Annotated in this window: 26 protein-coding genes, 1 tRNA gene and 2 pseudogenes; 11 read left to right on the top strand and 18 right to left on the bottom strand. The window is 59.8% G+C overall.

What is annotated here, in order from left to right; translation table 11 throughout:
• Nucleotides 1-38 precede the first annotated feature (38 nt).
• The 8 genes from A7X77_RS20820 to A7X77_RS20785 form a co-directional block, all read right to left on the bottom strand.
• Nucleotides 39-605 (bottom strand): NADH-quinone oxidoreductase subunit I, encoded by a 567-nt coding sequence (locus tag A7X77_RS20820; protein WP_064684749.1) that lies wholly within the window; start codon nt 603-605, stop codon nt 39-41.
• Between the two features lie 10 nt (nt 606-615).
• Nucleotides 616-1,617, bottom strand: a complete 1,002-nt coding sequence (gene nuoH / locus A7X77_RS20815) for an NADH-quinone oxidoreductase subunit NuoH (RefSeq protein WP_064684748.1) — start codon at nt 1,615-1,617, stop codon at nt 616-618.
• Nucleotides 1,618-2,064: 447 nt separating this feature from the next.
• Nucleotides 2,065-2,838: an SDR family NAD(P)-dependent oxidoreductase gene (locus A7X77_RS20810; RefSeq protein WP_064684747.1), complete on the bottom strand. Its 774-nt coding sequence runs from the start codon at nt 2,836-2,838 to the stop codon at nt 2,065-2,067.
• Between the two features lie 11 nt (nt 2,839-2,849).
• Entirely contained in the window at nt 2,850-3,575 is a 726-nt protein-coding gene (locus A7X77_RS20805; protein WP_064684746.1) for an SDR family oxidoreductase, read from the bottom strand.
• A gap of 31 nt (nt 3,576-3,606) precedes the next feature.
• Nucleotides 3,607-4,884, bottom strand: a complete 1,278-nt coding sequence (locus tag A7X77_RS20800; protein ID WP_064684745.1) for a class II D-tagatose-bisphosphate aldolase, non-catalytic subunit — start codon at nt 4,882-4,884, stop codon at nt 3,607-3,609.
• Complete coding sequence (locus A7X77_RS20795; protein WP_064684744.1) at nt 4,884-5,861, bottom strand: tagatose kinase; 978 nt, start codon at nt 5,859-5,861, stop codon at nt 4,884-4,886. The genes A7X77_RS20800 and A7X77_RS20795 overlap by 1 nt, the downstream gene beginning before the upstream one ends.
• 30 nt (nt 5,862-5,891) lie before the next feature.
• On the bottom strand, nt 5,892-7,118 hold the full coding sequence (locus tag A7X77_RS20790; RefSeq protein ID WP_064684743.1) for an ROK family transcriptional regulator: 1,227 nt from the start codon (nt 7,116-7,118) through the stop codon (nt 5,892-5,894).
• 62 nt (nt 7,119-7,180) lie between these two features.
• Nucleotides 7,181-8,065: a sugar phosphate isomerase/epimerase family protein gene (locus tag A7X77_RS20785; protein WP_064684742.1), complete on the bottom strand. Its 885-nt coding sequence runs from the start codon at nt 8,063-8,065 to the stop codon at nt 7,181-7,183.
• A gap of 297 nt (nt 8,066-8,362) precedes the next feature.
• On the opposite strand from A7X77_RS20785, the gene A7X77_RS20780 reads away from it, so the two are divergent.
• The 6 genes from A7X77_RS20780 (at nt 8,363) to A7X77_RS20755 (ending at nt 13,728) form a co-directional block, all read left to right on the top strand.
• The gene (locus tag A7X77_RS20780) at nt 8,363-9,796 is read left to right on the top strand and encodes an extracellular solute-binding protein (protein WP_064684741.1); all 1,434 of its coding nucleotides are present in this window, start codon (nt 8,363-8,365) and stop codon (nt 9,794-9,796) included.
• A 95-nt stretch (nt 9,797-9,891) separates the two neighbouring features.
• Entirely contained in the window at nt 9,892-10,767 is an 876-nt protein-coding gene (locus A7X77_RS20775; protein WP_064684740.1) for a carbohydrate ABC transporter permease, read from the top strand.
• A gap of 4 nt (nt 10,768-10,771) precedes the next feature.
• Nucleotides 10,772-11,608 (top strand): carbohydrate ABC transporter permease, encoded by an 837-nt coding sequence (locus A7X77_RS20770; RefSeq protein WP_064684739.1) that lies wholly within the window; start codon nt 10,772-10,774, stop codon nt 11,606-11,608.
• Between the two features lie 4 nt (nt 11,609-11,612).
• A complete protein-coding gene (locus tag A7X77_RS20765; protein ID WP_064684738.1) occupies nt 11,613-11,819 on the top strand; it encodes a DUF2160 family membrane protein in 207 nt (68 codons plus the stop codon).
• A 108-nt stretch (nt 11,820-11,927) separates the two neighbouring features.
• On the top strand, nt 11,928-12,989 hold the full coding sequence (locus A7X77_RS20760; RefSeq protein ID WP_064684737.1) for an ABC transporter ATP-binding protein: 1,062 nt from the start codon (nt 11,928-11,930) through the stop codon (nt 12,987-12,989).
• Between the two features lie 13 nt (nt 12,990-13,002).
• Nucleotides 13,003-13,728, top strand: a complete 726-nt coding sequence (locus A7X77_RS20755) for an SDR family oxidoreductase (protein WP_064684736.1) — start codon at nt 13,003-13,005, stop codon at nt 13,726-13,728.
• Nucleotides 13,729-13,997: 269 nt separating this feature from the next.
• Here the strand turns inward: A7X77_RS20755 and A7X77_RS20750 are convergent, their stop codons facing one another.
• The 4 genes from A7X77_RS20750 to A7X77_RS20735 all read right to left on the bottom strand — a co-directional run bounded on the left by A7X77_RS20750 (nt 13,998) and on the right by A7X77_RS20735 (nt 17,019).
• A complete protein-coding gene (locus tag A7X77_RS20750) occupies nt 13,998-14,789 on the bottom strand; it encodes an amino acid ABC transporter ATP-binding protein (RefSeq protein ID WP_064684735.1) in 792 nt (263 codons plus the stop codon).
• The gene (locus tag A7X77_RS20745; protein WP_064684734.1) at nt 14,786-15,454 is read right to left on the bottom strand and encodes an amino acid ABC transporter permease; all 669 of its coding nucleotides are present in this window, start codon (nt 15,452-15,454) and stop codon (nt 14,786-14,788) included. The genes A7X77_RS20750 and A7X77_RS20745 overlap by 4 nt, the downstream gene beginning before the upstream one ends.
• The gene (locus tag A7X77_RS20740) at nt 15,451-16,092 is read right to left on the bottom strand and encodes an amino acid ABC transporter permease (RefSeq protein WP_064684733.1); all 642 of its coding nucleotides are present in this window, start codon (nt 16,090-16,092) and stop codon (nt 15,451-15,453) included. Before A7X77_RS20740 ends, A7X77_RS20745 begins: the two co-directional genes overlap by 4 nt.
• A gap of 99 nt (nt 16,093-16,191) precedes the next feature.
• Nucleotides 16,192-17,019, bottom strand: coding sequence for a transporter substrate-binding domain-containing protein (locus A7X77_RS20735; RefSeq protein ID WP_064684732.1), 828 nt, complete (start codon nt 17,017-17,019; stop codon nt 16,192-16,194).
• 209 nt (nt 17,020-17,228) lie between these two features.
• On the opposite strand from A7X77_RS20735, the gene A7X77_RS20730 reads away from it, so the two are divergent.
• The 4 genes from A7X77_RS20730 to A7X77_RS20715 all read left to right on the top strand — a co-directional run bounded on the left by A7X77_RS20730 (nt 17,229) and on the right by A7X77_RS20715 (nt 20,908).
• A complete protein-coding gene (locus A7X77_RS20730) occupies nt 17,229-17,972 on the top strand; it encodes a UTRA domain-containing protein (RefSeq protein ID WP_064684731.1) in 744 nt (247 codons plus the stop codon).
• Nucleotides 17,969-18,910 carry a LysR family transcriptional regulator gene (locus A7X77_RS20725; RefSeq protein ID WP_064684730.1) on the top strand — a complete coding sequence of 314 codons (942 nt, stop codon included), beginning with the start codon at nt 17,969-17,971 and terminating at the stop codon, nt 18,908-18,910. Before A7X77_RS20730 ends, A7X77_RS20725 begins: the two co-directional genes overlap by 4 nt.
• A gap of 104 nt (nt 18,911-19,014) precedes the next feature.
• Nucleotides 19,015-20,367 carry an LLM class flavin-dependent oxidoreductase gene (locus A7X77_RS20720; protein ID WP_064684729.1) on the top strand — a complete coding sequence of 451 codons (1,353 nt, stop codon included), beginning with the start codon at nt 19,015-19,017 and terminating at the stop codon, nt 20,365-20,367.
• Between the two features lie 16 nt (nt 20,368-20,383).
• Nucleotides 20,384-20,908 (top strand): flavin reductase family protein, encoded by a 525-nt coding sequence (locus tag A7X77_RS20715; protein ID WP_064684728.1) that lies wholly within the window; start codon nt 20,384-20,386, stop codon nt 20,906-20,908.
• 7 nt (nt 20,909-20,915) lie between these two features.
• On the opposite strand, the gene A7X77_RS20710 is transcribed toward A7X77_RS20715, so the two are convergent.
• From A7X77_RS20710 to A7X77_RS20695, 5 genes and pseudogenes are all read right to left on the bottom strand, one after another.
• A complete protein-coding gene (locus A7X77_RS20710) occupies nt 20,916-22,079 on the bottom strand; it encodes an aminotransferase (RefSeq protein WP_064684727.1) in 1,164 nt (387 codons plus the stop codon).
• A 215-nt stretch (nt 22,080-22,294) separates the two neighbouring features.
• Nucleotides 22,295-22,817, bottom strand: a pseudogene (locus A7X77_RS20705) (NAD-dependent epimerase/dehydratase family protein); the annotation flags it as partial.
• 93 nt (nt 22,818-22,910) lie between these two features.
• Entirely contained in the window at nt 22,911-23,666 is a 756-nt protein-coding gene (locus A7X77_RS20700; protein WP_064684726.1) for an SDR family NAD(P)-dependent oxidoreductase, read from the bottom strand.
• Between the two features lie 89 nt (nt 23,667-23,755).
• A pseudogene (locus A7X77_RS33570) lies at nt 23,756-23,956 on the bottom strand (3-carboxy-cis,cis-muconate cycloisomerase); the annotation flags it as partial.
• A 259-nt stretch (nt 23,957-24,215) separates the two neighbouring features.
• The gene (locus A7X77_RS20695) at nt 24,216-24,473 is read right to left on the bottom strand and encodes a DJ-1/PfpI family protein (RefSeq protein ID WP_197486871.1); all 258 of its coding nucleotides are present in this window, start codon (nt 24,471-24,473) and stop codon (nt 24,216-24,218) included.
• Nucleotides 24,474-24,927: 454 nt separating this feature from the next.
• On the opposite strand from A7X77_RS20695, the gene A7X77_RS20690 reads away from it, so the two are divergent.
• Nucleotides 24,928-25,821: an AraC family transcriptional regulator gene (locus A7X77_RS20690; RefSeq protein ID WP_064684724.1), complete on the top strand. Its 894-nt coding sequence runs from the start codon at nt 24,928-24,930 to the stop codon at nt 25,819-25,821.
• A 540-nt stretch (nt 25,822-26,361) separates the two neighbouring features.
• Here A7X77_RS20690 and A7X77_RS20685 read toward each other — a convergent pair.
• A tRNA-Met gene (locus A7X77_RS20685) sits at nt 26,362-26,438 on the bottom strand.
• Nucleotide 26,439: the final 1 nt, after the last annotated feature.

The following is a 26,439-nucleotide window of genomic DNA, read 5'->3' as shown; positions in this document are numbered from 1 at the left end:
TCCTGTCCGAGCACTTTTGTCGTACAACTGGAGCGCTTTCACGTTCTGCGAATATTCCGCCACCAGTTGTAGCCTTGCGTCACTTTCGTTTCGACGAGCACGTCCTTCTTCGTATTCAGGCGCGCGGCAACCACGCCGCCGCCGGTTGCCGCCTTCCCGGGCTTCGCGAGCAGATCGTCTCGTCCGATCACCAGGTCGGATGAGGAAAAACTCGAGAATTCGTACTGCTGGCCAAGCGCGATTGCATCTGCCGGGCAAGCGTCCTCGCACAGGCCGCAGAACAGGCAGCGGGCCGTGTCGATCTCGAACTTGGCCGGGTGCCGGTTGCCCTTCTCGTCCTCATAGGGAACGACTTCAATGCAGTAGCAGGGACAGATCCGCGCGCAGAGTTCGCAGGCCACGCATTTGATCTCGCCTGCTTCATCACGCTTCAGGAAGTGATGCCCGCGATAGCGGGAATAGGGCAACCACTTTTCCTTATCCGGATATTGCATGGTGACCGGCTTGGAGAACATGTAGCCGAAGGTCAGAGCCAAGCCGTTCGCCAGATCGGCGAAGAAGGCCCAGCCGATCCATCTTCCAGCTTTGTCCTGCGCGCGCGACATCGCCGCCTCGCTACGGAGCCGCTACGGCCCCTAAAAGTACACCGGTTACAATTATGTTCGCCATCGACAGAGGAAGCAAGACTTTCCATCCGATCGCCATCAGTTGGTCGTAGCGGTAGCGGGGGAAAGTGAAGCGGAACCAGATGAACACATAGACGAAGAATGCGACCTTGAGCACAAACCAGAGCAGTGGTGGCAAGGGGATTAGGACGCCGTTCCAGCCGCCGAAAAACAGGATCACCACCAGGACCGACACCAGCAACACGATGGCATATTCGCTGACCATGAAAAACGCAAAGCGGATACCGCTGTATTCTGTATGGAAGCCGGCGCCCAGATCGCCTTCCGCTTCCGAAAGATCGAAAGGAATACGCTGCGCTTCGGCCAATCCGGCGACGAAGAACACGAAGAAGCCGACCGGTTGGTAGACGATGTTCCAGACATCGGTTTGGGCCCGCACGATGTCGAGCAGGCTCATGGATTGCGCCAACATGACCACCCCGATCACCGCGAACCCCATCGGAATCTCGTAGCTGATCATCTGCGCGCAGGTCCTGAGGCTGCCGAGGACCGCGTATTTGCTGTTAGCGGCCCAGCCACCGAAGATGACGCCATAGACCTCGATCCCGATCACCGCAAAGACGAAGAGTAATGCTACATTCATGTTGGAGACGTAGAGCGTGATCTCGGCGCCGAGGACCGAGATACTTTCGCCGAAGGGGATCGCGACGAACACCACAAAGGGAGGGGCGAGCGCCAGTATTGGCGCCAATTTGAACAGGAAGCGATCGGCCTCGGCCGGGATGTGGTCCTCTTTGGTTAAGAGCTTGATTCCGTCCGCCACCGGCTGCAGGAGCCCGTGCCACCCCACGCGCATCGGCCCCATCCGCTGCTGAATGTGCCCTGCGATCTTGCGTTCCAGCCAGGTCAGCGGCAAGGGCAGCAGCAGCAAGATCGCAATCAGGAACGCGACCTTGAAAACGATCAGGCCAAGGGCGACGGTAAGCTCCATGATCCGCGGCTACTTATTCATCGGGTTGAAACGCGCAACCGGGCTTTGGCTCCGGCTATACGCTGAGCACTCGTACACTTTGTCAGACTACATAGTATAACGGTGACGCAGTTCTTACAACGCCATTACAGTTACGTCGTCGCTGGCGATAATGTGTCCGAGTTCAGGACGTTCGAGACGCCTGGTTCGATGCGCACGTCTCTGTATGGCGCCACTTCAGGACAAACGGTGGTTTGTTTGGGAATCACCTGAAGCTGGCCATTGCGGGCCTCTGTATGGCCTTCCTTGAGAAGATGAAGTCACCGTGTCAGCGATTTGCTCTGATGTGTTTTGGAATCAAAAAGCCCGCGCGAGGCGGGCTTTTTGGATATTGCCTATCGAAGAGTTTGGATGCGGGGGCCCGATCGCACGGAGATTTGTAAAACTGGTTGAGATTGGAGGCCGAAGTTACCAGCAGGTGAATCCTGCATCGACATTGACTATTGCCCCGGTCATCAGGCTGGCGGCGCCCGATGCGAGGAAGAGGACCGCGCTTGCAACCTCCTCCGGCGTTCCCATCCTTCCCATCGGCGTATCGGCGAGCCACAGCGGAATCCGCTCGCGATTGGCTTCGACGGCCACCACCATCGGTGTCTCGATATAGGTGGGCGCGACGGCGTTTACCCTGATGCTGTGATGCGCCCACTCCGCGGCCAAGGAGCGCGTGAGATGATGGACCGCCGCCTTGGAGACATTATAGGCCGTCTGGGGCTGAGGTCGGTTGCAGATGTGTCCCGACATCGAGCCAAGGTTGACGATGGCGCCGCGTTTCAGCGAAATCATGGGACGACCGAAGGCGCGCGAGCACCAGAAGACGCCGTTGAGATTGACGTCCATCATGCGCAGCCAGTCCGCATCGGAGAGCTCCTCCGCCGGGATGCCACTCTGGCCAATTCCAGCGTTGTTGACGAGGATCGTCGCCGGCCGCCCTTGATCGGCAAGTTCGGTCGCGATCGCATCCATGCGGGCCGCATCGGTGACGTCCCCCACCTGGACTTCGACGTCGTAGCCCTTATCGCGCAGCGCAAGCGCTTGCTGGGCGTCGGCCTCACCGCGTTCGATGACGACGACGGCGGCACCCGCCTCCGCCAGCGCCTCGGTGCAGCACAGGCCGATCGCACGCCCTCCGCCTGTGACCACCGCACATTCGCCGTCGAGGCGAAATTTCCCCTGGTAGCTCATGTCAGGCTCCTTCAGATATCGAATGCGCTGGGAAGCACCACGATATCGCGGATGGTGACGTTGCGCGGCCGGGTCAGCATGAAGATGATCGCGTCGGCGACTTCCTTGGGCTCGATCAAAGCCCCAGCTTCCTTGGCTTTGCGAAGGTTTTCCTCCGGCCAATCTGCGAGCAAAGCGCTGATCACCGGCCCTGGAGAAACCGACCCCACACGGACGCCATTTTTCAGAAGTTGGCGTCGCATCGTCTGGACGAAGCACGTCATCGCCCACTTCGATGACGAATAGACCGGCTCCCACTGAACCGCCGAATGTCCCGCGACCGAGCTGGTGACGACGATGTCGCCAGTGCCACGTTCGATCATGTGAGGAATGACATTTCGAACGTTCTTCATGACGACGTTCACGTTGAGATTGAGCATCCGATCGATGGCATCGAGGTCGGTTTCCATGAGATCGCCGCCGATATAGGTGCCTGCATTGGCATGCAGAATGTCGAGTTTTCCGGTCTTCGACAGGACGCCTTCGAGCAGGCCCGCACACTGGTCCAGATCCAGCAAGTTGATCACCAGCGGAATAGCGCGCTCGCCAAGCCGGGCGCAAATCGTCTCAAGGGCCTTCTCATCCCGGTCCACCAGCACGACCGTCGCACCGGCGGCGAGCATCGCCTCGGTCGAGGCCAATCCTATGCCCGACGCTGCACCCGTGACCGCCGCAATCTTCCCATTCAATTCGTTCATCGGTTTCTCCTCCTGTCTTGATCTTGGCTTGCTAATTGTTCTCGACGCCGCAGGCGGCGTGATAGGCCGAGAGACACTTCGTCACTCTCCAGATCAAAACCTGTTCCGGATCGAGCGGCGCATCTGCGAAATCTTTTGCGGCCGGCATATGCTGCCAAAACAATGGCAGTGGTACGGATTGCCATCGAAGCGCCTCGCATAGGCGCCGGACGGCGTCTTTTGCTTCAGTAGACGCCCAATAATAGCGGATGCGGTCTGAGAGCGAGTAGTGCCGCAGCCAGCGGTTCTCGGCATTTGTCCCGTGGTAGTGGCGGCTCCAATTGCTTGGCTGCTCGAGCATCAGAGCTTCCATTGCCTCATAGAGCGGACGCTGGCCGTAATCGGGCAAGAGGTCCGACGCGATCGCATCCAGCGCATAGAGCGCCTCGCGTAGGGCGAAGGTCAGCTCGGGACCGACCTTCAGGATGGGAAACCCGTCCTCCACCAGCGCGGTCAACGGTCGGCTTCCCTGATAATCCGTCGAGTGAGCCTCGAACACGAATTGCGGCTCCTTGATCAGCACTGATTTCAGCGTGTCTATCTTGTTGCGGTTATACAGGATGACGTTGTGATTGCCGAACTCGACGCCTGGCTGAACGACCAGCCCGATGGCGCGTCCAAACGCTTGCCCGAGTCCTGCCTCCGCAAAGATCCGACGATGGACATCGATCGTCTTCAGTGCCGCTGCCGCAGCCGTCGGTTCGATCGCTGTCAGGGAATGATCGGCTCCGCCCGGCGGCGGCACTTCGGTGCCGATCACGTAAATCGGCATTGCGCCGCCGACCTTCTTCGCTGCAGCTTCGGCGACTGCTGCCAGTCGGGCGGCGCGACGGGCCGTGGTTTCGTCATCGAGCCCCTCAGGCTCGCCATTGCAGCCCATCGAGGCGTCGAGGTGAAGCTTGCGGAAACCGGCCGCGACATAGGCTGCAATCATCTTCTCAGCCTCGACCATGGCCTCTTGCGCCGGGCGGTCGCGCCAGGGATTGGGGCCGAGATGGTCACCGCCGAGAAGGATGAGTTTGTCGGGGCACCCTTCTTCCGCGGCGATCCTCATCACGAGGGACGCGAAATCGTTTGGCGTCATTCCGGTGTAGCCGCCGTGGTGATTGACCTGGTTGCAGGTAGCCTCGATCAAGACGGTGCTTCCCTGTTGCCGCCCGTGCCGGAGCGCGGCGCGCAGCACGATCGGATGGGCCGAGCATACAGAGGTTACGCCTTTCGGATAGCCTTCGATCCTCAGCCTGGCCAGTTCGTTGAGATGCACCTGCATCACCGCCGCCTTTCCGTTGAAGCGATAAACGCGTCGAGTTCCTGCCGGGTGCCGGCACCTTCCATCGGACCCAGGACCGTCACGTTGCGGGCGCCGGCAGCCGAAGCATAGGTCAACGCTAGCGTCTGAGACATTCCGAGCCGCCGGCAGGTGAGATAGGCTCCGCCGAAGCAGTCGCCGGCGCCTGTGGGGTCGACCTCCTGAACAACGAATGCCGGAGCGTCGATGCGGTCTCCTCGCCCGCCGAAATAGGTCGCGCCATCGGCTCCGCGCTTCAGCACGATCTCCTTGACGCCCATCTCGAACAAGCGGCGGATCGCTTCTGCCTCGCCTTCGACACCCGCCGCGCGCTCAAGCTCCTCTCCGGACGGCAGAAGGAGATCGGCGGCGGCCACAAGCTTGGAAAACCGGCGCTCGGTGTCCTTGTCCAGCTTCAATTCCTTGCGAATGTTCGGATCCACCGAGAGCGTTCCCCCGCGTGCCTTGACGATATCGACCGCCTTGTCGATCACTTCGCGCGCGCTGGGGACCGACAGAGCCGAGCCCATCACGTGAAGATGTCCGCTCCGATCGATGAGATCGCCGACTGTTTGAGACCAGCCGAAGCGTGCCGCTGCGGATGTGACGATGTTGTAGACGAAATCCCGGGAGCCATCCTTGCGATAGCGGACAAACGCGCTTCCCGTGGGATAATCCGCATCGATCGAAATCGCCGAAACATCGACGCCGGCGCGCTTCAGGCGGTCCATATTGACACGGCCGAAATCATCATCGCCGACGGCGCCGACCATGGCCGCCTTGCCACCCAGGCGACCGCATTGCGAGATGAAGATCGCCGGCGCCCCGCTCGCGAACGGACCGACCAGCGGCTGGGCTTCGAGAAACCCGTATCCAACGGTCGTGGCGACGATCTCCACAAGGATCTCGCCCACGCAAACCGTGGGACCAAGCGCGTCCGGGGCCAGTGCTGAAGCCATTTGCAATCCTGCTTTCGATAGTTCTTGTCATCAACTCGGCGCCGACTGGACCGGCGCACTGTCCTCGCTGCCGAACTCTTCGCTCTCCAGCGACAAAAAGCGTTGGTGCAACATACATGCCGCCCCGAAGGCGGAGCCGAACTCCGCATCATCGTCCACGACGATCTCAGGCGTGGGGAAAGGGATGTTCTGGCCCTCCGCCATGTGGACCGCCACCCGGGCGGCCACCATCGGGTAAAGCGATGCCACGGAGCCGCCCAGTACGATCCTGTCCGGATCGAGCAGACGACAGGCCTGCAGCAATGCGTATGCGAGATGCCGCGACCAGCTTTCGGCGATATTGACGGCAGCCGGGACACGGTCGCGAACGCCGCCGAGGAATTCCTGCAGATCCGCATCCTCGCGTGCGACAGCCTCGCGATACTGCCTGATAAGCACCTCGCGACCGATCAGCTGTTCAAACTTCTGACCGCCGCTTCCCGGCACCAAAGTGTGGCCGATTTCTCCCGCCAGACCGTGACCGCCGCGGAACAGCTTGCCGTCGATCATGATGCCGCCGCCGACGCCCGTTTCCATGAGCAGGAACAGGGTCACACCTGCGGCGCCATGACGATAGCTGTCACCGATCGCAAAGGCATTGGCGTCGTTTTCGACCGCGATCGGCACGGCGGTGGGGAAGGCGGCCAAGAAGGCGGATTGGCCAATCTCCTTCAACGGTACGTCTCGCCAGCCAATGATGGGTGCGAGGGTGACAAATCCATCCGGCCGGATATGGGCCGGCGTCGATATGCCGAGACCTTTGCACTTTCCGATCATCCTCTTTGCCATCGCACTGACAATAAGCTCGACACCCTGCGCCATGGCCTCCTCCACCGTCGAGGACGGCGTGTCGAACGCCATTTTCCGACATGCCCGGACTTCGGCGGAAAGATCGATAACGACCGCTGATATATGCTCGACGCCAATCTCGATTCCCACGAAGAATGCGGCATCGGGGACCAGTTCGAGCATGATGCCCGGACGCCCTGCACGGGAGTGCTCCAAGCGCTGCTTACCGCTCTCGTCCGACTCCTGAACGAACCCGCCTTCCGTCAGTTCGGCGACGATCTCTCCCGAGGACGAGCGATTCATGCCGAGCTTGCGGGCGAGATCCGCCCGGCTGAGGCTCCCGTGGGCGTAGATCGTCTGCAAGGCGGCGACGATATTGTTCTGTCGGATCCTGCGCGGCGAACTTCCGATGGAGACGGTGTCGTTCATATCTTAATTCCCTTCAGTCGGCCCAACCCTTACACGACTGGAACAGGCTGTCAGAAGGATAATTAGGGCCGCGCGTTTGTGGCGCGGCGACGCTTGGCTTCGTCATATTTCATCTCGATGTAGCGCTTCGCGTGCGCCGCAAGCGGATCATTATCCTCCCAGGTGTCGCGCCAGATCGCGCAGGCGAGCGACAGGCCTTCATCGACGACCGTCGTCGAGAAACTCTCGAACACGATGTCGCGCTTGTAGTCGATGTCGAGCAGCGCGTCGAAGATCAGGTCGAAGTTGATAACGCCGTCGCCGAGATAGCCGCGATTACTCTCGCCGATGTGGAAGTAGCCGATCTTGTCGCCGCCCAGACGGATCGCGGCGGCTGGGTTGGCTTCCTCGATGTTCATGTGGAACGTGTCGAGATGGAGACGGACATGCTCCGATCCGGTCTCGGCGATGAACTTGAGCCCCTGCGCCGTTGTGTTCAGCAGGTTCGTCTCGAACCGGTTGACGATCTCCAGGACGAGGTCGACGTTTGCCTGCCTGGCGACTTCGCCGGTCGCAGCGATCGCAGCGACGCTGTTGTCCCAGCCCTTCCTCGTCGGCTGGCGATTGTACTTGGTGTGCGCGGAATACAGAATCCCGCCGAGCTTGTTGCCGCCGATATCGCGCACCGCACGAACAGCATCGGCCAACGTCTGCTTGCCAGCGGAGACAACAGATCTGTCCTCGCTCGATACATCTTTGTCGAGCGGCAGACCCATGGTCACGCCAATCTCGACGTCAAGGGACTGGGCAAGCTTGGCCAGTCGATCGATGTTGAATTTCTCAGGGCGCAGATAGGCAAATTCGATCGTGCGATACCCGTGTTCGGCCGTTTTGTTGACGGCCATCTCCAGCCCTTCCTGCGTTTGGCCACCTGTCCATACAAATGAATGGATACCCAATCGACGCATTAGCCTTTCCTCCACGAAATGCCCTTGATTGCGGACAGTGCTAGGCTATTTAGTTTGGCTAGGCAACAAATAATTTATGGTGCCAATTTTTTGCTGCTTTGCGAAAGTTCCTTGCAACGCAACATATTATCTCGTTTGACGCTACCCCGGGGTTTCCTGCGGAAATTAGTTTCTGCGAAAATCAATAGGATAGACAGAGCATTTGCATGTTTAGACAACAAATGTTGCACTGCCGGTTTTTTTGGCCTACACAAAGCACCGGCGAAATGATCTCGCCGCACTCTGGGAGGATTGGAAATGAACTATGCTTTGAAGGCTAGCGCGCTTGCGCTGACGCTCAGCCTCGCCGCCACCGCTTCACCGGCCTGGGCCGATTTCTGGTCAGACGCCGGCGCTAAATTCAAGGGCGTGACCCTGCACGGAGTCACCGAAAGCACCCCGCCATCGAACTACATCAAGAACGTGCTTGCCCCGGAATTCGAAAAGAAGACCGGCATCAAGGTCGACATCGAGACGACGTCCTGGGATCAGATGTACGACAAGGCCATCAAGGATATGGAAGCCAAGACCGGCATCTATGACATGGTCTACATCGAGCAGGACATTATCTACTCCTATCTCGCCAGGAATTTCCTCGTCGACATCACGAAGACGCTGAAAGACCAGCCGGATCTGAAAGCCCCGACCTACGACGATGCGAACTTCACCAGCTTTGCCGACTACTTCAAGGACACGAGCGGCGATCTCTTCGGCGTCCCGATGGAAGCCTTCCTGAAGACCTATCTCTATCGCAAGGACCTCTTCGACGATCCGAAGATCAAGGAAGCCTTCAAGAAGGAAACCGGCAAGGACCTGAAGCCGGCGACCACCCACGAGGAGTACACCCAGATTGCCGAATTCTTCACGAAATACGGCAAGGACAATGGCATGGAGCTCTGGGGCACGACTGCTCAGGCACATACAGGCCATGCTGCGTCGTGGTATGAATTCTTCGAGTCCATCGTGCCAACCTTCGGCGTCTATAATTGGGGCATCGACGCCAAGAACAATTATGCGGCGACGGTCGAACATGGCGGCGCGATGAACGGCGACAAGGCGAAGGCAGCACTGAAATATTGGCTGCACCTGCGCGACATCGCTCCGCCGGAATCGACGCAGTCAACCTGGACGGAAACCGCAACGACGTTTGCCGCGGGCCGTGTCGCCCAGGGGCTGATCTATGGTGAGAACGCCGCGTGGATCGCCAGCGATCCGGCGCAGTCGAAAGTGGTCGGTCAGGTCGGATTTGCTCTGCCGCCGCTCGAGCCGGGCGTGCTGGACGATGCGAAAGCCGGAAAGGGCTATATCGGCTACTACGATGGCGGCGCCTTCGGCGTGCCGGTCACGTCCAAGAACAAGGAAGCGTCGCTGCTCTTCCTCGAATTCATCGGTCAGAACGAAGTGCAGCCCGATTGGGCGATCGCCGCACCGCGCATCACCAATACGGCGACGTTCGACGATCCGAAGGTGAAGGAGATGGACGCCAAGCTCGGCGGCTTCTACACAATGCTGAAGGACGAGGGCAAGCTCTTCGCCGGCGCTCCTCCCTACCCCTTCCATGCGCAGGTACGTGAAGCGACCGCACCGATCTTCTATGACATCCTGACCGGCAAGATCGGTCCCGATGAAGGGCTCGACCAGATGGCGGCCAAGGCTGAAGAGGAGCTCACCTCGCTCGGCTATCGCAAATAAAACATCCTCCCCAACTGACGGGTCGTTCCGACGACCCGTCATCTTGCCCTCCGGAACGGAGCGGACGTCCACATAACGTTCAATGGGGATAAGCGATGCATTCGCAGAAGCTCGGGTGGCTGTTGCTGTCACCGACCATAGTGATCCTTGGACTGTTCGGGATCTTCCCGTTCATCTACGTCCTCTGGGTCTCGTTCCATGCATGGAACCCGTTCGCGGCCAATCCCGGCATGGTCTTCAACTGGGCTGACAATTATCGGCGGCTGGTCTTCGACGCGCAATTCCTGGCATCGCTCGGCATAACCCTGGCATTCGTCTTCTTCGCGGTCGTGTCGGAACTGGTCCTCGGCTACATCCTCGCCCAGGCGCTGCTCAAGGACTTTCCCGGAAAAGCAGTGTTTCGCACGATCCATACCCTACCGCTGATCATGGCGCCGATCATCGTCGGTTCCGTCTGGAAGCTGATGACCACGCCATCTATCGGCATCATTCCCTATCTACTGAGGAACTGGTTCGGGTACGATCTGAATATCGGCCAGAGTGCTGTCGCGGCATTCACCGTGACGGTGATCATGGACATCTGGCACTGGACGCCGCTCGTCACCCTGTCGCTGATCGCCGCACTCGTCTCGCTTCCGTCAGACCCCTTCGAACAGGCGCAGATCGACGGCGCGGGCAAGAGCCAGATCTTCTGGCACATCACGCTCCCCCTGATCCGCCCGGCCTTGCTCGCCACGGTGTTCATCCGGCTGATGGATGCGCTCCGTACCGTCGACGAAGTCCTGATGCTGACCGGAGGCGGCCCGGGTTCATCGACCCGCTACATCGGCGTCCATATCTTCCGGGAGGTCTTCCCCAAGACGAATTACGGCTATGGTTCGGCCATCTCCGTCATCGTCCTTTACCTCACAATCGTCGTCTGCTGGCTGCTCTATGTCGGCTTGATTGCGCCCCGCGTGAAGAGAGGTTGAAGCGATGAAGAAGCAGAACCCCTGGCTTCCGGCCGTCCTGTGGACCCTGATAAGCTTTGTGACCCTTTTCCCGATCTACTGGCTGTTCGTCATATCGGTGAAACAGCCCTTCGACCTGTTCTCGACGCCCGATGTCATTCTCCGGAGCTTCTTCTGGAAGAATTACCAGGACGTGCTGACCAATCCGACCTTGCGCGGATACATGCTCAACTCGATGATCATCTCGTCGGGCAACGCGCTGCTCGTGACGACGCTCGGTTTTTTTGCCTGCTACGCCCTGACGCGCTTTGACCTCGCCGGCAAGGAAAGCATCTTCTTCTGGACGATCACCAACCGCATGGCGCCGCCGGCGGTCTTCCTCCTGCCGCTCTTCCTGCTGCTGACGCAGGTCTACAAGATCGGCGACTTCTCGCTCGCCGATTCCCGGCTAGGCATGATCCTCGTCTACTGCTCCTTCAACCTTCCCTTCGCCATCTGGACGCTGCGCCCCACCGTGGAAGGCATTCCGAAGGAGTTGGATGAGGCCGCCTATATGGACGGCGCCAGCCCATGGGTCGTCCTCTACGACATCGTCTTTCCCTTGGCACGGCCCGGACTTGCGGTGACGCTGATCCTGACCTGGGTGTTTGCGTGGAACGAATATCTGCTTGCGGCGACGCTCACCAATTTCAATGCGCGGACGCTGACCACCGGACTGTCGGAATATGTGACGACCACGGGGACTGCCTGGGGCATCATGGCGGCAATCTCAATGCTGACACTGGTCCCGGCGCTCATCGTCTTTTCGGTGGTGCAGCGTCACATCGTTGCCGGCCTGACCTTCGGCGCCGTGAAAGGATGAAGCCATGACGTCTCCATCAGGAAATGACGAACGCAAGCCTGGCTTTCTGCCGATCGAAACGAACTGGTTCGACCGGCTCTTCATCTCGGTGGTGATCTGGGTGGCGCTCTCGCTGTTCTGGATGCGGTTCATCGAGCCGCTCGGGCCTTCGGTATGGTTTGCGGCGGCAATCTCGGCAGTCCTCGGCGCCTATCTCGTCTGGAAGGGATGAGCCGATGAATTCCGTCAACACCATCACGACACGACAGCCAAGCGCGTCTTCTCAGATGCGAAAAGGACGCTGTGGCACGTCAAATTGCTGCTTTAGGGAGGCACGGCATTGGCAAACGTACAGGTGAGCGACGTCACCAAGAGATATGGCGCGCTTCAGGTCATGCACGGCGTCAGCGTCGACATCGAAGACGGCGAATTCGTCGTGCTGGTCGGTCCATCCGGATGCGGCAAGTCCACGCTGCTGCGCATGATCGCCGGTCTCGAGACCGTCAGCGGCGGCGACATCCGGATCGGCGGCCGTGTCGTTACCAACGCTCCGCCGAAGGAGCGCGACATCGCGATGGTCTTCCAGAGCTACGCGCTCTATCCGCACAAGACGGTCGCCGAGAACATGGGCTTTCCGCTGAAGATGGCCAAGCGCCCTAAGGCGGAGATCGATGAGAAGGTCGGCAGGGCAGCCGCGATTCTCGACCTGACGCCCTATCTCAACCGCTATCCGAAGCAACTGTCGGGCGGGCAGCGTCAGCGCGTGGCGATGGGCCGCGCGATCGTCCGCGATCCGAAGGTCTTCCTGTTCGACGAGCCGTTGTCGAACCTCGACGCCAAGCTTCGCGTCACCATGCGCGTCGAGATCAAGGAGCTTCACCAGCGGCTGAAGACAACCACCGTCTACGTCACGCACGATCAGATCGAGGCCATGACGATGGCCAACAAGATCGTGGTGATGCGCGACGGCAGGGTCGAGCAGATCGGCAAGCCACTCGATCTCTACGACTTCCCGGTCAACCTCTTCGTCGCCGGCTTCATCGGCAGCCCATCGATGAACTTCTTGCAGGGCCGTATCGCGACCCGCGACGGCAGGAAGGTCGTCATCTCCGACCAGGGTATCGCCCTTCCCATAGGGAATACAAATGCGGATGAAGGCAGGGCCGTTACCTACGGCATCCGGCCGGAGCATATCACGATCGGCGAGGATGGCGTTCCGGTCGAAGTCTCGGTGTTCGAGCCCACGGGTTCGGAGACATTGATCTTCGGCCGCACCGGAGGCGTACCGATCGACGCCCTCATTCGCGAACGCATCGAGATCGATCCCGGACGGACGATGTATTTCCACATCGATCCCCGGCGTGCGCATATCTTCGATCGGGAAACAGGCCAGAGGCTGTAAGGGGAGACGACCGATGGAGTTCAAAGGAAAGACGGTAATCGTGACCGGCGCCGGAAAGGGCATTGGACGTGAAATCGCGAGGATGCTTGTCGAAAGGGGCGCGCATGTCGTCGCCCTGACCCGGAGTGCCACCGATGTCGAAGCGCTGCGAGGGGAATCCGGCTGCCGGGCCATACAGGTCGATCTCGCGGACGTCGATGCGACAAGAGAGGCGGCGATCGCCGCCCTTCCCGCCGATTTCCTCGTCAACTGCGCCGGCACGACCGAGCTCCAGCCGTTCCTGGAGACAACAGTCGAAGCATTTGACCGTCTTGTCGCGGTCAACACGCGTGCTCCGATGATCGTCGCCCAGGAATACGCCCGATCGCTGATCAAGGACGGTCGTCAAGGCGCCATCGTCAATGTCTCGTCGGTCGCCTCCTTCATCGGCATCCCCGACCACGCGGCCTATTGTGCCTCAAAGGGTGGGTTGGATGGCTTGACCCGGGTCATGGCCAAGGAGCTTGCGCCTCACGGCATACGCACGAACGGCGTCCACCCAACCGTCACGATGACGCCGATGGCGGTAAAGGCATGGAGCGACCCCGAGAAGGCCGCGGGGATGATCAAGCGAATTCCTGTCGGTCGCTTCGCTGAACCAACGGACATTGCCGAGGTTGTCCTTTTTCTCCTCTCCGACGAAGCTGCCATGGTAAACGGCATATCGATGCCGGTGGACGGCGGCTATATGATTGCTTGAGGCATTCTGGATTCGCAAATCAGCTTATCGCTCATCGCTGAATGCTAGCCTTGACGTGTTGTGGAATCAAAAAAGCCCGCCGAATCGGCGGGCTTTTTGTGAGTCGATGCCTTCCTTGCTCGTCACCGCGCGCGCCATGCGCACGGCAAGATCATTGGCCTCCGAGCCCGCGCACACGAAGATCCAGGTATCGAGATGCGACGGCAGCGTCGCCGACAGGCGATTCTAGGTGCTCGACTTAATGCCTGAGGTCTGGAAGCACATGCACATTAAAGCAACATAGAGGCGCCACGGTCGAGATAGGTATCGAGGAATTGTTCAAGGCGGGGATTTCTCGGCTTCTTAAAGACCTCCTGGGGCGATCCGCTAAAGAGCACCTTGCCGTGGTCGAGAAAGATGATCTGCTGGCCGACGGTCGCAGCAAAACCTATCTCGTGCGAGACAACGACCATGGTCATTCCCTCGGAGGCCAGATCGCGCATGACGTTCAAGACTTCGCCAGTCAGTTCCGGATCAAGGGACGAAGTGGGCTCATCAAACAGCATGATCTTGGGCTTCAGCGCGAGGGCCCGGGCTATCGCCACGCGCTGCTGTTGTCCGCCGGATAGCTGCGAGGGATAGTGCCCTGCTCGGGCTTCCAGTCCGACCTTAACGAGTTGCGCCATCGCTGCATCCTCGGCTTCCTTCCGGCTCATCTTGTGAACCATCTTCAGCGCCTCGCTGACATTGCCGAGCGCCGTCATGTGCGGCCAGAGATTGAACTGCTGGAATACCATGCCTATCTGAGCGCGGATCGCACGGTTCGCGGCGCCCGAAATGCGCTCTCGCCGTCCCCGAGAATCCTCGGTGAAGCCAAGCACTTCACCATTGATGGAGATCGTCCCGCGCGTTGCCTCCTCGAGAAAAGCCATGCAGCGCAAAAGCGTGCTCTTGCCGGAACCCGATGGACCGATGAGGCAGGAAACCTGCCCGGGCTCGATGACAAGATCGATGCCATGAAGGACCGTGGTCTCTCCGAAAGTCTTGATGAGATTTTTGACTGCGATCGCAGGGACGCTCATGCGTTGAAAAACCTGAATCTGGAAAGTTTCGTTTCGGCAAGATTGCCAAGCCAACCGGTGAGTTCGACGAGCACCCAATAGAAGAGCGCCAGCACGGACAATGCTTCGACGAAGGCATATTGCTGCGATCCGATAGCGCTCAGCGTTGCCGTCAACTCCGGCACGGTGATGATGGATAAGACCGCCGTCTCCTTCATCAGGATAACCACCATGTTCACGGATGGCGGCAACACCAGCATCGTCATTTCCGGCAACAGAATGCGCCAGACGATCTGCCTCCGCGTCAAGCCGACGCATTCGCCGGCCTCGATATGGCCCTTCGGCACGGCCTGAAAGCCCGAACGGAAGATCTCGCTGAAATAGGCCGCGCCATAGATCGAAATGCCGATCAATCCCGCGGGCACGGGATCGAGATCAAGGCCGACGAAGGGACCGCCGTAATAGACCAGAAATATCTGGATGAGAAACGGCGTGCCGCGCAAAACAGCTACGACGGCACCCAGCGCCTTGTCGATCAGGACGCCGCCATATTGCCTGGCGACTGCCACCAGGAAGCCGATGACGGCGGCAGCGATGGTGCCGAGGATCCAGATCATGATCGTCACGCCCGCCCCGCTGACGATGCCGGGCCACTGTCCGATGATGACATTGATGTCGAAGGTCATCGCGGCACCCCAGGCAATCTGTTTTCGATCATGCCGCCGGCAAGCGCGACCAGCCAGTTGATCATCAGATAAATGAGGCCTGCAGATGCGAAAATCTGCAGGGGCAGGAAGGTGCTGCCGGCCAGGTCCTGCGCCATGCGCGTCAATTCGACAATGCCGACGACCGATACCAATGATGACGCCTTGAGGATCAGGATCGCCTCGTTGACGAGAGCTGGAAACGTGAGGCGCAGGGCGATCGGAACTTTGATGCGGCGGAAGAGCTGGCGCGGCGTCAGACCGACCATTTCAGCCGACTCCAACAGGCCCCGAGGCACACTGGCAAAGCCGCCGCGCAAATTCTCGGCCTGGTAGGCTGCCGTGCAGAGCGACAGGCCGATGATCGCGGCAACGATGCTCGGCACGTTGATGCCGACAGCCGGAAGCAGATTGTAGATCAGCAGCAATTGCACCAGCAGCGGCACGCCGCGGAAGAAGCTGATGAAAATCTGAGCAGATCGCACGAAAAGTCTACGCCCCGATAGCAGCATTCCAGAAAGAAGGATCGCAATCGCGAAGCCGATGAGGATCGACACGACACTGATCGTCACCGTGTAGATCGACGCCTGGAGAAGCAACTCGAAGAGTTTGATGGACATGATTCAGATTTCGCCCGCTTGGCGGCAAGGAGGAGTCCGCTCGCGTTCCTCGGCCATGCCTCGGCGCTAACGCAGGCATGGCCGATTTCCAGTCACCAATTAGAATGCCGGGTCCTTGACGGAATCCGGCGTGTCGAAACTCGCGCCGAACCACTTCTTCTGCAGCGTCGCCATACGGCCGTCAGCCTTGATCTTCAGCATGGCGGCATCGATCGCGTCCATCAGCGGCGCATGATCGGCGTCTTTTAGGCCGATAAAGCCGAAATAGGATTTCTTGCCGAAGGCCGGCTGAACGACTTCGAACGTGCCTTCGCGCTGTTTGGCGACGAAAGCAATATTCGGAAGCGAGTTGGCAACGCCGGCGATGCGGCCGGCCGCGAGGTCCGCATAGGACTCCGTAAAGGCCGGATATTCGCGAACGTCCACCTTGGCCGGCAAGCTTTCGGAAAATTCCTTGAGCTGATCGAGCTGCGCGGTCGCCTTGCCAACGCCGATCTTCTTCCCAGCGATATCCTCAGGCTTGTTGATCGTCTTGTCGTCGGCCTTTTTCAGGATCGCGATGGTCGCCTCGGCCAACGGTGGTGTGAAGCGATAGCGCTCCATCCGCTTCTTGGTGATCGTCGCTGGGCCTGCGACGACATCGAACTTGCCGGCCTCGAGCGCCGGGAAGACGCCATCCCAGGGTAGCGTTACCCATTCGATTTTCACTCCGAGTTCCTTGCCGATCTCGTTAAAAAGATCGACGTTCAAGCCGACATGTTCCCCAGCATCGATAAAATCGAACGGCGCGAAAGCCGTCTCGGTGCCGACCTTCAGGGTGCCGGCAGCCTTCGCGGCGGCAAGCGTATCGGCGGCATGGGCAGAAATCGTCGCGCCGAACAGAAATGCAGCGCCGACCAGCCCCGTCACAAGCGAATTCTTTCTCATATTTCTCTCCAGCTTTTTGTCATTCCGATGGAAGGTCCGGTTCCCCAAGCGTTGTCCCCGCTTTTGTCTATACAAATAGATACAGGCTGGCCTACACTGTCAAACAATAAACTCGATGAACGCAAGATTTGTGCCGCATAGCGGCAGTGGACTCAGTGAAAGCGGGCTTTCGCGGAAAATTGGATGTCATCATTGGATCGAGGTGAGTGTTGATCTCAATTCATCGGAGAATTTTCGAAGACCTCGAAGCCTTGATCGTAAGCGGTGCCTGGCCGCCCGGTTATCGCATCCCCATCGAACACGAGCTCGTACAACAATATCAATGTTCCCGGATGACCGTGAACAAAGCGCTTTCGGCCTTGGCAGGGCGCGGCATGATCATACGCCGCCGGAAGGTTGGTTCCTTCGTCGCCTCGCGACAGATCGAGCGCACTGTGATGGATATTCAGGACATTTCCACGGAGGCGGAGCTGGCGGGGCATGACCACAGCTACAGGATACTGATGCGAAAGATCGAGACGCTGGATTCCGCGACCGCAGCGCAGCTCGGCGAACCAATGGGGGCGCAAATCCTGCGGCTTCACTGCCTGCATGCGGTGGACGGCAAGCCGAATGCGCTGGAACGGCGCATCATCATGCTCGCCATGGTGCCGTCTGCCAGAACCGAAAACTTTGCTTCAGTTCCGCCCGGCAAATGGTTGCTGGACATGGTGCCCTGGTCGAAGGCAAGGCATGTCATTCGCGCCGTCTCGGCCGATGCGGCCATGGCACGCCTGCTTGAGACCGAGCGCGGCGCGGCCTGCCTGACACTGATCCGCCAGACGTGGCAGAGCAGCCGCACGGTTACTTATGTCGAGATCATCCATCCCGGCGACCGTTTCCAGTTCGCCGGCGACTTTCATCCGAGTGAGAGAGGCGTCATGGATCAACTGCCGCGGGGAAGCGCCTCTTGATCGAGAAGCAAGCTATCAGGACAGTTCCGCTCAAGGGCCTGCAGGTCTTCGAGGCTGTGGGCCGTTGTGGCAGCGTGAGCGCCGCGGCTCTGGAGCTGAACGTTTCCCCCAGCGCGATCAGTCAGCAGATCCGCAAGATCGAGAGCTTTCTCGGCGTCACCTTGCTGGAGCGCAATGGCCGTACCGTGGAGCTCAACCAGTGGGGGCGGCTCTATCATCATGAAATTTCGAAGGGCTTCGAGCAGTTCGTGCTTGCGGAACAGATTTTGGAGCGGGCGCGCAACGAGAATGCCCTCGTTCTCAGTGCGCTGTCTTCCGTCGTCAACAAATGGATAGGACGCCGGATCTTCGACTGGCAGGCCCTACATCCGAGCGCCCATGTCAGGATCGTCGGCCGTGACAAGGAACCGCGTATGGGTTTCGACGACATCGATTTCCGCATCAGCTATGGATCAGATGTGCAGCAGCATGAACACTATACGGAGTTGTTCCGCGACTGGGTCGTCCCGGCCTGCTCGCCGGCGCTGATCAAGGGCAAGGCTCTCTCCGCGGCGCGGCTTCTCGAATATCCACTCCTGCATGTCGAATGGGAGCGGCATTTCACGCCCTATCCGAGCTGGCGCGAATTCGCCGCCAAGACGGGCGCAGCGCTCGAAGAGAGGAGCGCCGGTCTTTCCTTCACCCTGTCGAGCAGTGCCATCGATGCGGCCGTCAACAAGCGCGGCATCGTTCTCGCGCAGATGTCGATGATCGCGGATGAACTGGAAGCGCAGACGCTTGTCATTCCCATCGATATCCGCATTCCGTTGCAAGAGAGCTATTTTCTCGCCTGGGACAGGGCGGCATTGCAGAAGCCCTTCGGTCCCGCATTTCGCGAGTGGTTTGTTTCGATCTCCCGCCAACAGGCGCGCATATCCGCACCGTCGACCACGGCATAGACTTTTAGAAAAACTAAAACGAAAGACAGCGCTGCGATATTGATGAAAAATACCGCAGGACGATAATCCGCGCACGCTTTGGGCTTGACGATCAGGAGAACGGAATGGCGCGCACCGACAAGATGAAGCTGGGCACTTTTGTCTACACCTTCGGCTTTCATCCAGCCTCCTGGCTTCATCCGGCCAGCGACGTCAACGGCGCCAATGATTTCAGTCATCTTCTCAGCGTCGCCAAGCTATCCGAGGAAGCCAAATTCGATTTCATGTTCATGGCGGATTCGCCCGCCGCAGCCGTCGGTGATCCCGATGCGCTTGCCCGCATTCCGACCAAGATGAATCGCTTCGAGCCGTTGTCGCTGCTGGCGGCGCTGTCCGTTACCACCAGCAATCTCGGCCTCGTCGCCACCGTCTCGACGAGCTACTACGAGCCCTACAACGTTGCTCGCCTCTTCGCATCGATCGACCACTTGAGCGGCGGCCGCGCCTGCTGGAACGTCGTGACCTCCGATCACGACGAGACCGGCTACAACTTCAACCGCGAAGGGCTGGACCCGCATGCACTGCGCTATGAGCGCGGCAATGAATTCATCGATGTCGTGTTCGGCCTATGGGACAGCTTCGAGGAGGATGCCCTGCTTCTCGACCGGGAAAGTGGCATCTATTACGACAAGACGAAGCATCACACGTTGAACCACAAGGGCAAGCACTTCCAGGTGCGCGGTCCGCTCAACATCGCCCGCTCGCCGCAGGGTCGGCCGGTGATCGCGCAAGCCGGCGGATCCGAACCCGGCATGGATATGGCGGCGCGCACCGCCGAGATCGTCTTCAGCCTCGCCTCCAACATCGACCGCAATCGCGACTTCTATGCCAATGTCAAAGGCCGCATGCCTGCCTACGGGCGCGATCCGCAAGATCTGAAAATCATGCCTGGCGTGGTCATCAACGTCGGGGAGACGCAGGCCGAAGCCGAAGCCAAGGTCAATTATCTCATCGACCGGATGCATCCGGATGTCGGCCGGCTGATGCTTTCGGAATTTCTCGAGGCCGATCTGCGCGGCGTACCGCTGGATCAGCCCTTCCCCATGGACAGGCTTCCCTCGGAACCCAAGGGCTCGCGCGCTTTATTCGACGAACTCGTCGATTTCGTCAAAAGCGGGCGCACGGTCGGTGAGCTTGTCCGCCATTATGCGGAAAAGCATACCGGCAACGGCATTACCGGCACAGCGACGCAAATTGCCGACTTCATGGAAGAATGGTTCGAGACGCGCGCCGCCGACGGCTTCATCCTGATGTTCCCGACCCTACCCTCCAGCCTTGACGACTTTATCAAGCTTGTCCTGCCGGAATTGCGGCGTCGCGGTCTCTTCCGCGAAGAATACGAAGGACGGACACTACGCGAGAATCTCAGCCTTTCCAGGCCCATAAATCGCTATGCGAAAGGTCCCGTTACCGCATGAAGAAGGAGTTGCTCCGATGACGAACGGATCCTCGATCGATCAGGACAGGTTCAAGCTTTCCATGCGTCATCTCGCGGGCGCGGTCAGCGTCATCACCGTTGGCGAGGGCGAGGAGCGTACCGGTTTCACCGCGACATCCGTCTCATCGCTTTCGGCAGACGTTCCCTCGGTTATCGTCAGCCTGAACCGAGCATCCTCCTCATGGACGATTCTCGAACGCCACCATTGCTTTTGCGTCAACGTACTCGCCGAGGACCAGCAGCATATCGCACGGTCCTTTGCCGGCGTTGGTGGGCGCCACGGCGCCGAGCGCTACCGCGATGCCAACTGGCATCACCTGAAAACCGGGGCGGCCGCGCTGGAAAACGCTCTGACGGTGCTGGATTGCGAGCTGGAGAAAGCGATACACCATCACACCTATGTAATCCTGATCGGCCGGGTCTGCGCCATCGCCGTGCGACCCCATACCAGTCCGCTCTTATACTGGGACGGTGGCTATCGCAGGCTCGGCGCAGCGGCTGATCTCGTTCATACCAATTAGCTTTGTTTCAACGAAGGCGATTGGACAGGAGCCTAATGGACGCCGCGTCGGCATTGGCGAAGGCAAGCCGCAGATAGCGTTCCTGTCCCACGCCGAAATAGCTTCCAGGGATACTGACGATACCCGCCTGCTTCGCCAGCCTCTCGGCCACCTCGACAGAAGATTGGTGGGCAAAAGGGTGGCGCACGAACGCGAAATAGGCACCGATCGCGGCGATGTCCCAACCAGGTAGATCGGATAGAACGGCCTTCAGCGCCTCCGCTCGGCGGGCGATCTCGAGCCGATTGCCTGCGCGCCAATCTGCAAGCACCGGCAAGGCGGCAGCTACCGCCACCTGGGCGGAGCGCGGGGCGCAAATCTGCATATTGTCCATAATCTTGGCGATCTCGCCCAAAAGCTTGGGCCCCGCCGTCACCGCCCCCAGCCTGTGACCGGGAATACAGAACGATTTCGAGAAACTGTAAAGCAGAACGAGCGTCTCCTCCCAGCCGGGCTCGGACAGAAGCTCATGCGGCCGACCGTAATCGCCCTGAAGAAAGTCGCGATAGGTCTCGTCCAAGACAAGCCAAGCGCCATATCTCCGGCACAGCGCAAAAAGATCATCCAGCAGTGACGGCGGGTAGACGGCCCCGGTCGGATTGTTCGGCGTGACGACCGCAAGCGCCCGCGCTCCGGCAGCAAGCGCCTGCTCAGCCGACGCAACATCCGGCAGGAAGCCGCTGGCCGCATCACACTCGACAAGCATGCGCTTGATGCCGAGCATGGACAATGTCGTCTCGTGATTGAAATAGAAGGGGTTTGTGAGTGCGATCGCGTCACCGGCGCAAGCAAGGGCGATGGCGGCACACATGAAGGCTTGATTGCAGCCGGAAGTGATTTGGACATTGCCAGCCTGGATCGGCGCGCCGTAGATGTCGCTCACATGCCGCGCATAGACTTCGCGCAGCACCATTTCTCCCTCGATCGGCCCATAGCCCGTCATGGCTTGTGAAGCCGCCGCTTCGCCGAGGAGACGCAGCATCTCGGGATGGGCGGGATAGCCGGGAACGGCCTGCGACAGGTCGATCAGCGGCCCGTAAGCACCGGCATAGTCGCGCGCCCATGCAAAGACCGAGGGAATAGGCGGCGGAGAAAGCCGCGTCACGAAACGATTGAGAATTGCGGATGGCATGACGATGGGTTCCTTGGAGACCGATTGCTACACCGATATCGACAGCAATCTCAACTTTATTGTCGGATCATATTGCTCCTCCCCGCGTGTTCCCTCGTCCTTCGCCCGATTCTCTATCAGGGCATCGGCTTTGCCAGGCCGACCGATGCTTGGCCATATGCTGCGCGACTGCCTGCGTCACGTGCAATCGAGGGACAACGTCTGGATCGCGACTAGCGCACGTGGGCATCGGCGAGGTCAAGGACGTGTATGTAATCGCGCACGCAGGTGCCATCACGGGTCTCGTAGTCGGTTTCGAACACCTTAAAGCCTTCGCGGCGGCCAAGGGCGGCGTCGATCGCCAGCGGTATGGCGTGCGTTTCCGGCTGATGCCAATCGCCGATCCGGCCTTCGAAGTCGGCCCCGGCGGCGTTGAAGAAGCGAAGCACGACCGATCGAAAGCCCGTGTACGCGTCGTATTCGGCAAGCGCCAGCTCGACGATGTACTTTGTGCGGCCGCACGGATTAATCGGCAGCTGCCGGTGCGTGTCGTCGAGCGGCGCGCTCTGCGGCAAGCCATAAGTCGCGCATGTCGACGAAAAGACGAACGACTTGGCGCCAGCCGCCTGCAACCGGGTCTTTAACCGATCCGCCGACCTCTATGAGTGCGGCAAAGTGCAGGATGGCAGCCGGTTTATGCTTTGCCAGAACCTCATCAAGACGCATCCGGTCCCGGAGATCTCCCTCTTCCGCGGGGCCAGTGGCAGCATCGGAATCCAGCAACGGCTGCCACTTCGGCCCTGCGTCGGCCGTCGTCACCAGTTTCGGCGGCGGCTTCACGGCTGCGTTGAGTCAGATAACCTGGCCGCCGGAAACTTCAATCCGCTGTGCAGTGATCCAACGGTTGTCCGGACCCAGCAGGCTTGCCACCATGGGACCGATATCGTCGGGGACGCCCACACGACCGAGCGCAATCATGCCGGCAAACTGCTTGTTGAGATCGGGCATGTCACGAACGGCGCCGCCGAGGAAGTCGGTTTCGATCGCGCCCGGCGCCACCGTATTGGCGGTGATGCCGCGGTCGGCAAGTTCCTTGGCCATGTAGAGAGTCAGGATTTCGACGGCACCCTTGGCCGCGGAATAGGCCGAGAAGCCAGCAGCCGAGACGCGGGTGAGGCCTGAGGAAAAATTCACGATGCGGCCACCATCGGCCAGCAGCGGCAGCAGCGTCTGGGTGAGGAAAAAGACGCCTTTGACATGGGTGTTGAAGAGAGCGTCGAACTGGGCCTCGGTCGTTTCGGCAAAGCTCGCCATTTCGCCCTGGCCGGCATTGTTGACCAGGTGATCGAAGGTGTCGCGGCCCCAGGTCGCCGACAGGGTATGCCGAACGGTGTCTGCGAAGGCCTTGAACGAGGCGACGTCCGTCACGTCGAGCTGCAGGGCTACCGCCCTGCGACCGAGAGCTTCGATTTCGGCGACGACGGCTTGCGCGTCGGCAGCACCGCTGCGGTAAGTCAGGATGACGTCGCCGCCATGACGCGCGATGCTGACTGCGGTGTTGCGGCCGAGACCACGGCTACCGCCGGTGATGATGGAAACTGTATTCATGTCCGTTCTCCTTCAATCGGTTTGTTGGTGACAGGAATTTTATGACAGAGGTCGCGACCAGCGGTTGCCGGATCCTCGGCGAGCCTTGCCTATTTCTCCAGACCGGAGCGCGGTGCGGGCTGCAGAATGCGATCAACCATCTGCGATGCAGAGCCGAGATAATTTGCGGGATCGGTGAGGTGGTGCAGACGCTCGCGACCGAGCGGGATCGCCATGTCCTGCGTCTCCGCAAGCACCTCGAGGAGTGGCCTGCCAGCGTCCACCGGGCGCCGGCAGGCCGCGTAGAGAAGATCATGGGCGGTCTAGCGACCGGTCAGGGGTTCGAGTGCCATCATCACCGCTTCTGCGACGATCGGACCTTTCGATACCCCAGATTCGTCAGTATCCGGCCAGGATGGACGACGAGGCCGGAGAGCATGAAACTCGCCTGTAAAAGAGCCCCGGAGGTGAGGATAAAACTCTTTCAGGGATGGCGGACCAGTCGACATGCCACGGCCCTCGCGGTGCTCACCGTTTATCAGAAGCTGAAACCCGCTGCTCATGGCAATGTCATCCTGTCTGTTCGTTGAAACCAGGGACGGCTTTCCTCAGCCATGTCAGGGCGTTCACGATCGCCTTCGTGAAGGCTGGGATGTCGGAGGGCATCCCGCTGGTGATGAGGTTGCCATCCACCACCACTTCGGCATCGACCACGGTCGAGCCGGCGTTCCTGAGGTCGGTCCGGATCAAGTACCAGGCCGTGGCATGACGACCGCGCAGGACATCGGCCTCCACCAGGAGCCATGGGCCGTGGCAGATGGAGGCGATCGGCTTGCCCGCCGGTGGCGAAGTCCTTCACCAGCGCGATGGCGTTCTCATCCCATCCGCAGCTTGTCGGGGTTGACCACGCCGCCAGGCAAGACAAGCGCGTCGAGGTCTGCCTCGTCGATACCGGCGATCAGCCGGTCTGGCGTGATCGTCTCGTTGGACTCATCCGAATTGCCGGTCTCGGCATTGTAGACGCAGCCGCGGATCGACCCGCCTTTGGGAGAAGCAAGCCAATATCAGGATGTTGCAGCCCTTCGGGCCGGTCATGGACACTTTCTCCTTGCTTAAAACTCTAGAAGCTGCTGCTTCCGTCCTGTGACTTAACTACCGCAAGCCATCCCGGTCGGCACTGTCGTGGGATCCAGAATCCTTGCTCAATCCGCCAAGCCCGGTTGCGGGGAGGTGCGCTCGCACTTTAGGATGTCTGCATTCTGGTCGATCGGAGTGGAACACGATGAACAGCACCCTCCTCGCATGCGTGCGCCGTTTCGCCGACGCCCACGCTGATAAGTATGGTGTTGCGCGCACGCCCATCTCCGGGCTTTTTACCATGCGGGCGACGGCGCCGAGCGAAATGCAGTATGCGATTTCCAAACCGCTGGTGGCCCTCGTTCTTCAGGGAGCCAAGCGCGTGACCATGGGCAGCACGACCTTCGATTTCGGGGCTGGAGATTCCTTGCTGATTGCCGCCGACGTTCCCAATGTCAGCCAGATCACGCGGGCCAATGCCGGCGTCCCTTACTACTCGCTTGTTCTCGATATCGATCTGGCGGTGACGCAGTCGCTCGTCCTGGAAATCGGTATTGCTCAAGCGGAAACGGGCGTTCCAATCCGCGTTGACCCGACCGAAGCGGAAGTCGCCGACACGGCACTGCGCCTGATGCGACTTCTCGATCGTCCGGCCTCGATCCCGCTGCTGCAAAGCCAACTGATCCGCGAGATGCACTACTGGCTCCTGGCGGGATGCCACGGCGCAGGCATCCGTGCACTCGGCGTTACCGATAGTCATGCCAACCGGATTGGGAGGGCCGTTGCGCTCATCAGGAACGCATATGCGGAGGCTCTGACGGTCGAACTATTGGCCGACGTCGCCGGAATGAGCCTTTCTTCATTCCACCATCACTTCCGCGTGGTCACATCGCTGTCTCCGCTCCAGTTCCAGAAGCAACTGCGCCTGATCGAGGCGCGGCGGATGATGATCGCTGAAGGCGCACCGATCAGCAATGCGGCCTACGCCGTCGGCTATGAGAGCGTCCCCCAGTTCACGCGCGAATATGGCCGGTTGTTTGGGGCATCACCGGCGCGAGATGTACGGGAAAGTTTCGGCAAGACCCAGGTCGCGGCATGAGCCCGCCATCACCCTAACTTTGACACACCTTTCTATGCACCGTCTTGGGTCACGCCGGAGCGCCGCCCAAGAACTGGAAATGGGGAATGTGCACAAAGCGCTGTTCCACCTTATGCTTCGACGGTGGCGCAACGAATACGCGCCGATATTCTCGTGAGAATTGATATGGGCTCGAATACCGAAACCGGCGCTGGCGGCAATCCAGATCTTCACTCAACATCAGACGCCGCGCTTGCTGCAGTCTCAACTGCGTGCGAAATTCCACCGGGCCCAACATCGTAATAGCCTAGAACCGCGGGTGAAAGGCCGACCGGCTCATAGTGGCAACCTCGGCGGCATCCTCCACCGAACAATTTTCGCGGAAATGCTCTCGCATCCAGACGATCGCGCGCGCGATTTGTATCAGCGGGAGGGCAGGATTTGAACCGTTCAATGCGTCGGCTTTACCGTCTCGCGAGGGCGTTCACTCCTCGACGCTCTACCAGAAACGCCAAAAGCCCGCACGAGGCGGGCTTTTTGAGTATTGTCTATTGAGGAGTTTGGTTGCGGGGGCAGGATTTGAACCTGCGGCCTTCAGGTTATGAGCCTGACGAGCTACCGGGCTGCTCCACCCCGCGG

The sequence above is a fragment of the Rhizobium bangladeshense genome, assembly GCF_001662075.1.
Taxonomy (GTDB): domain Bacteria; phylum Pseudomonadota; class Alphaproteobacteria; order Rhizobiales; family Rhizobiaceae; genus Rhizobium; species Rhizobium bangladeshense_B.
The sequence above is the reverse complement of the archived record's forward strand: the minus strand, read 5'-3'. Positions and strand labels throughout refer to the sequence as shown.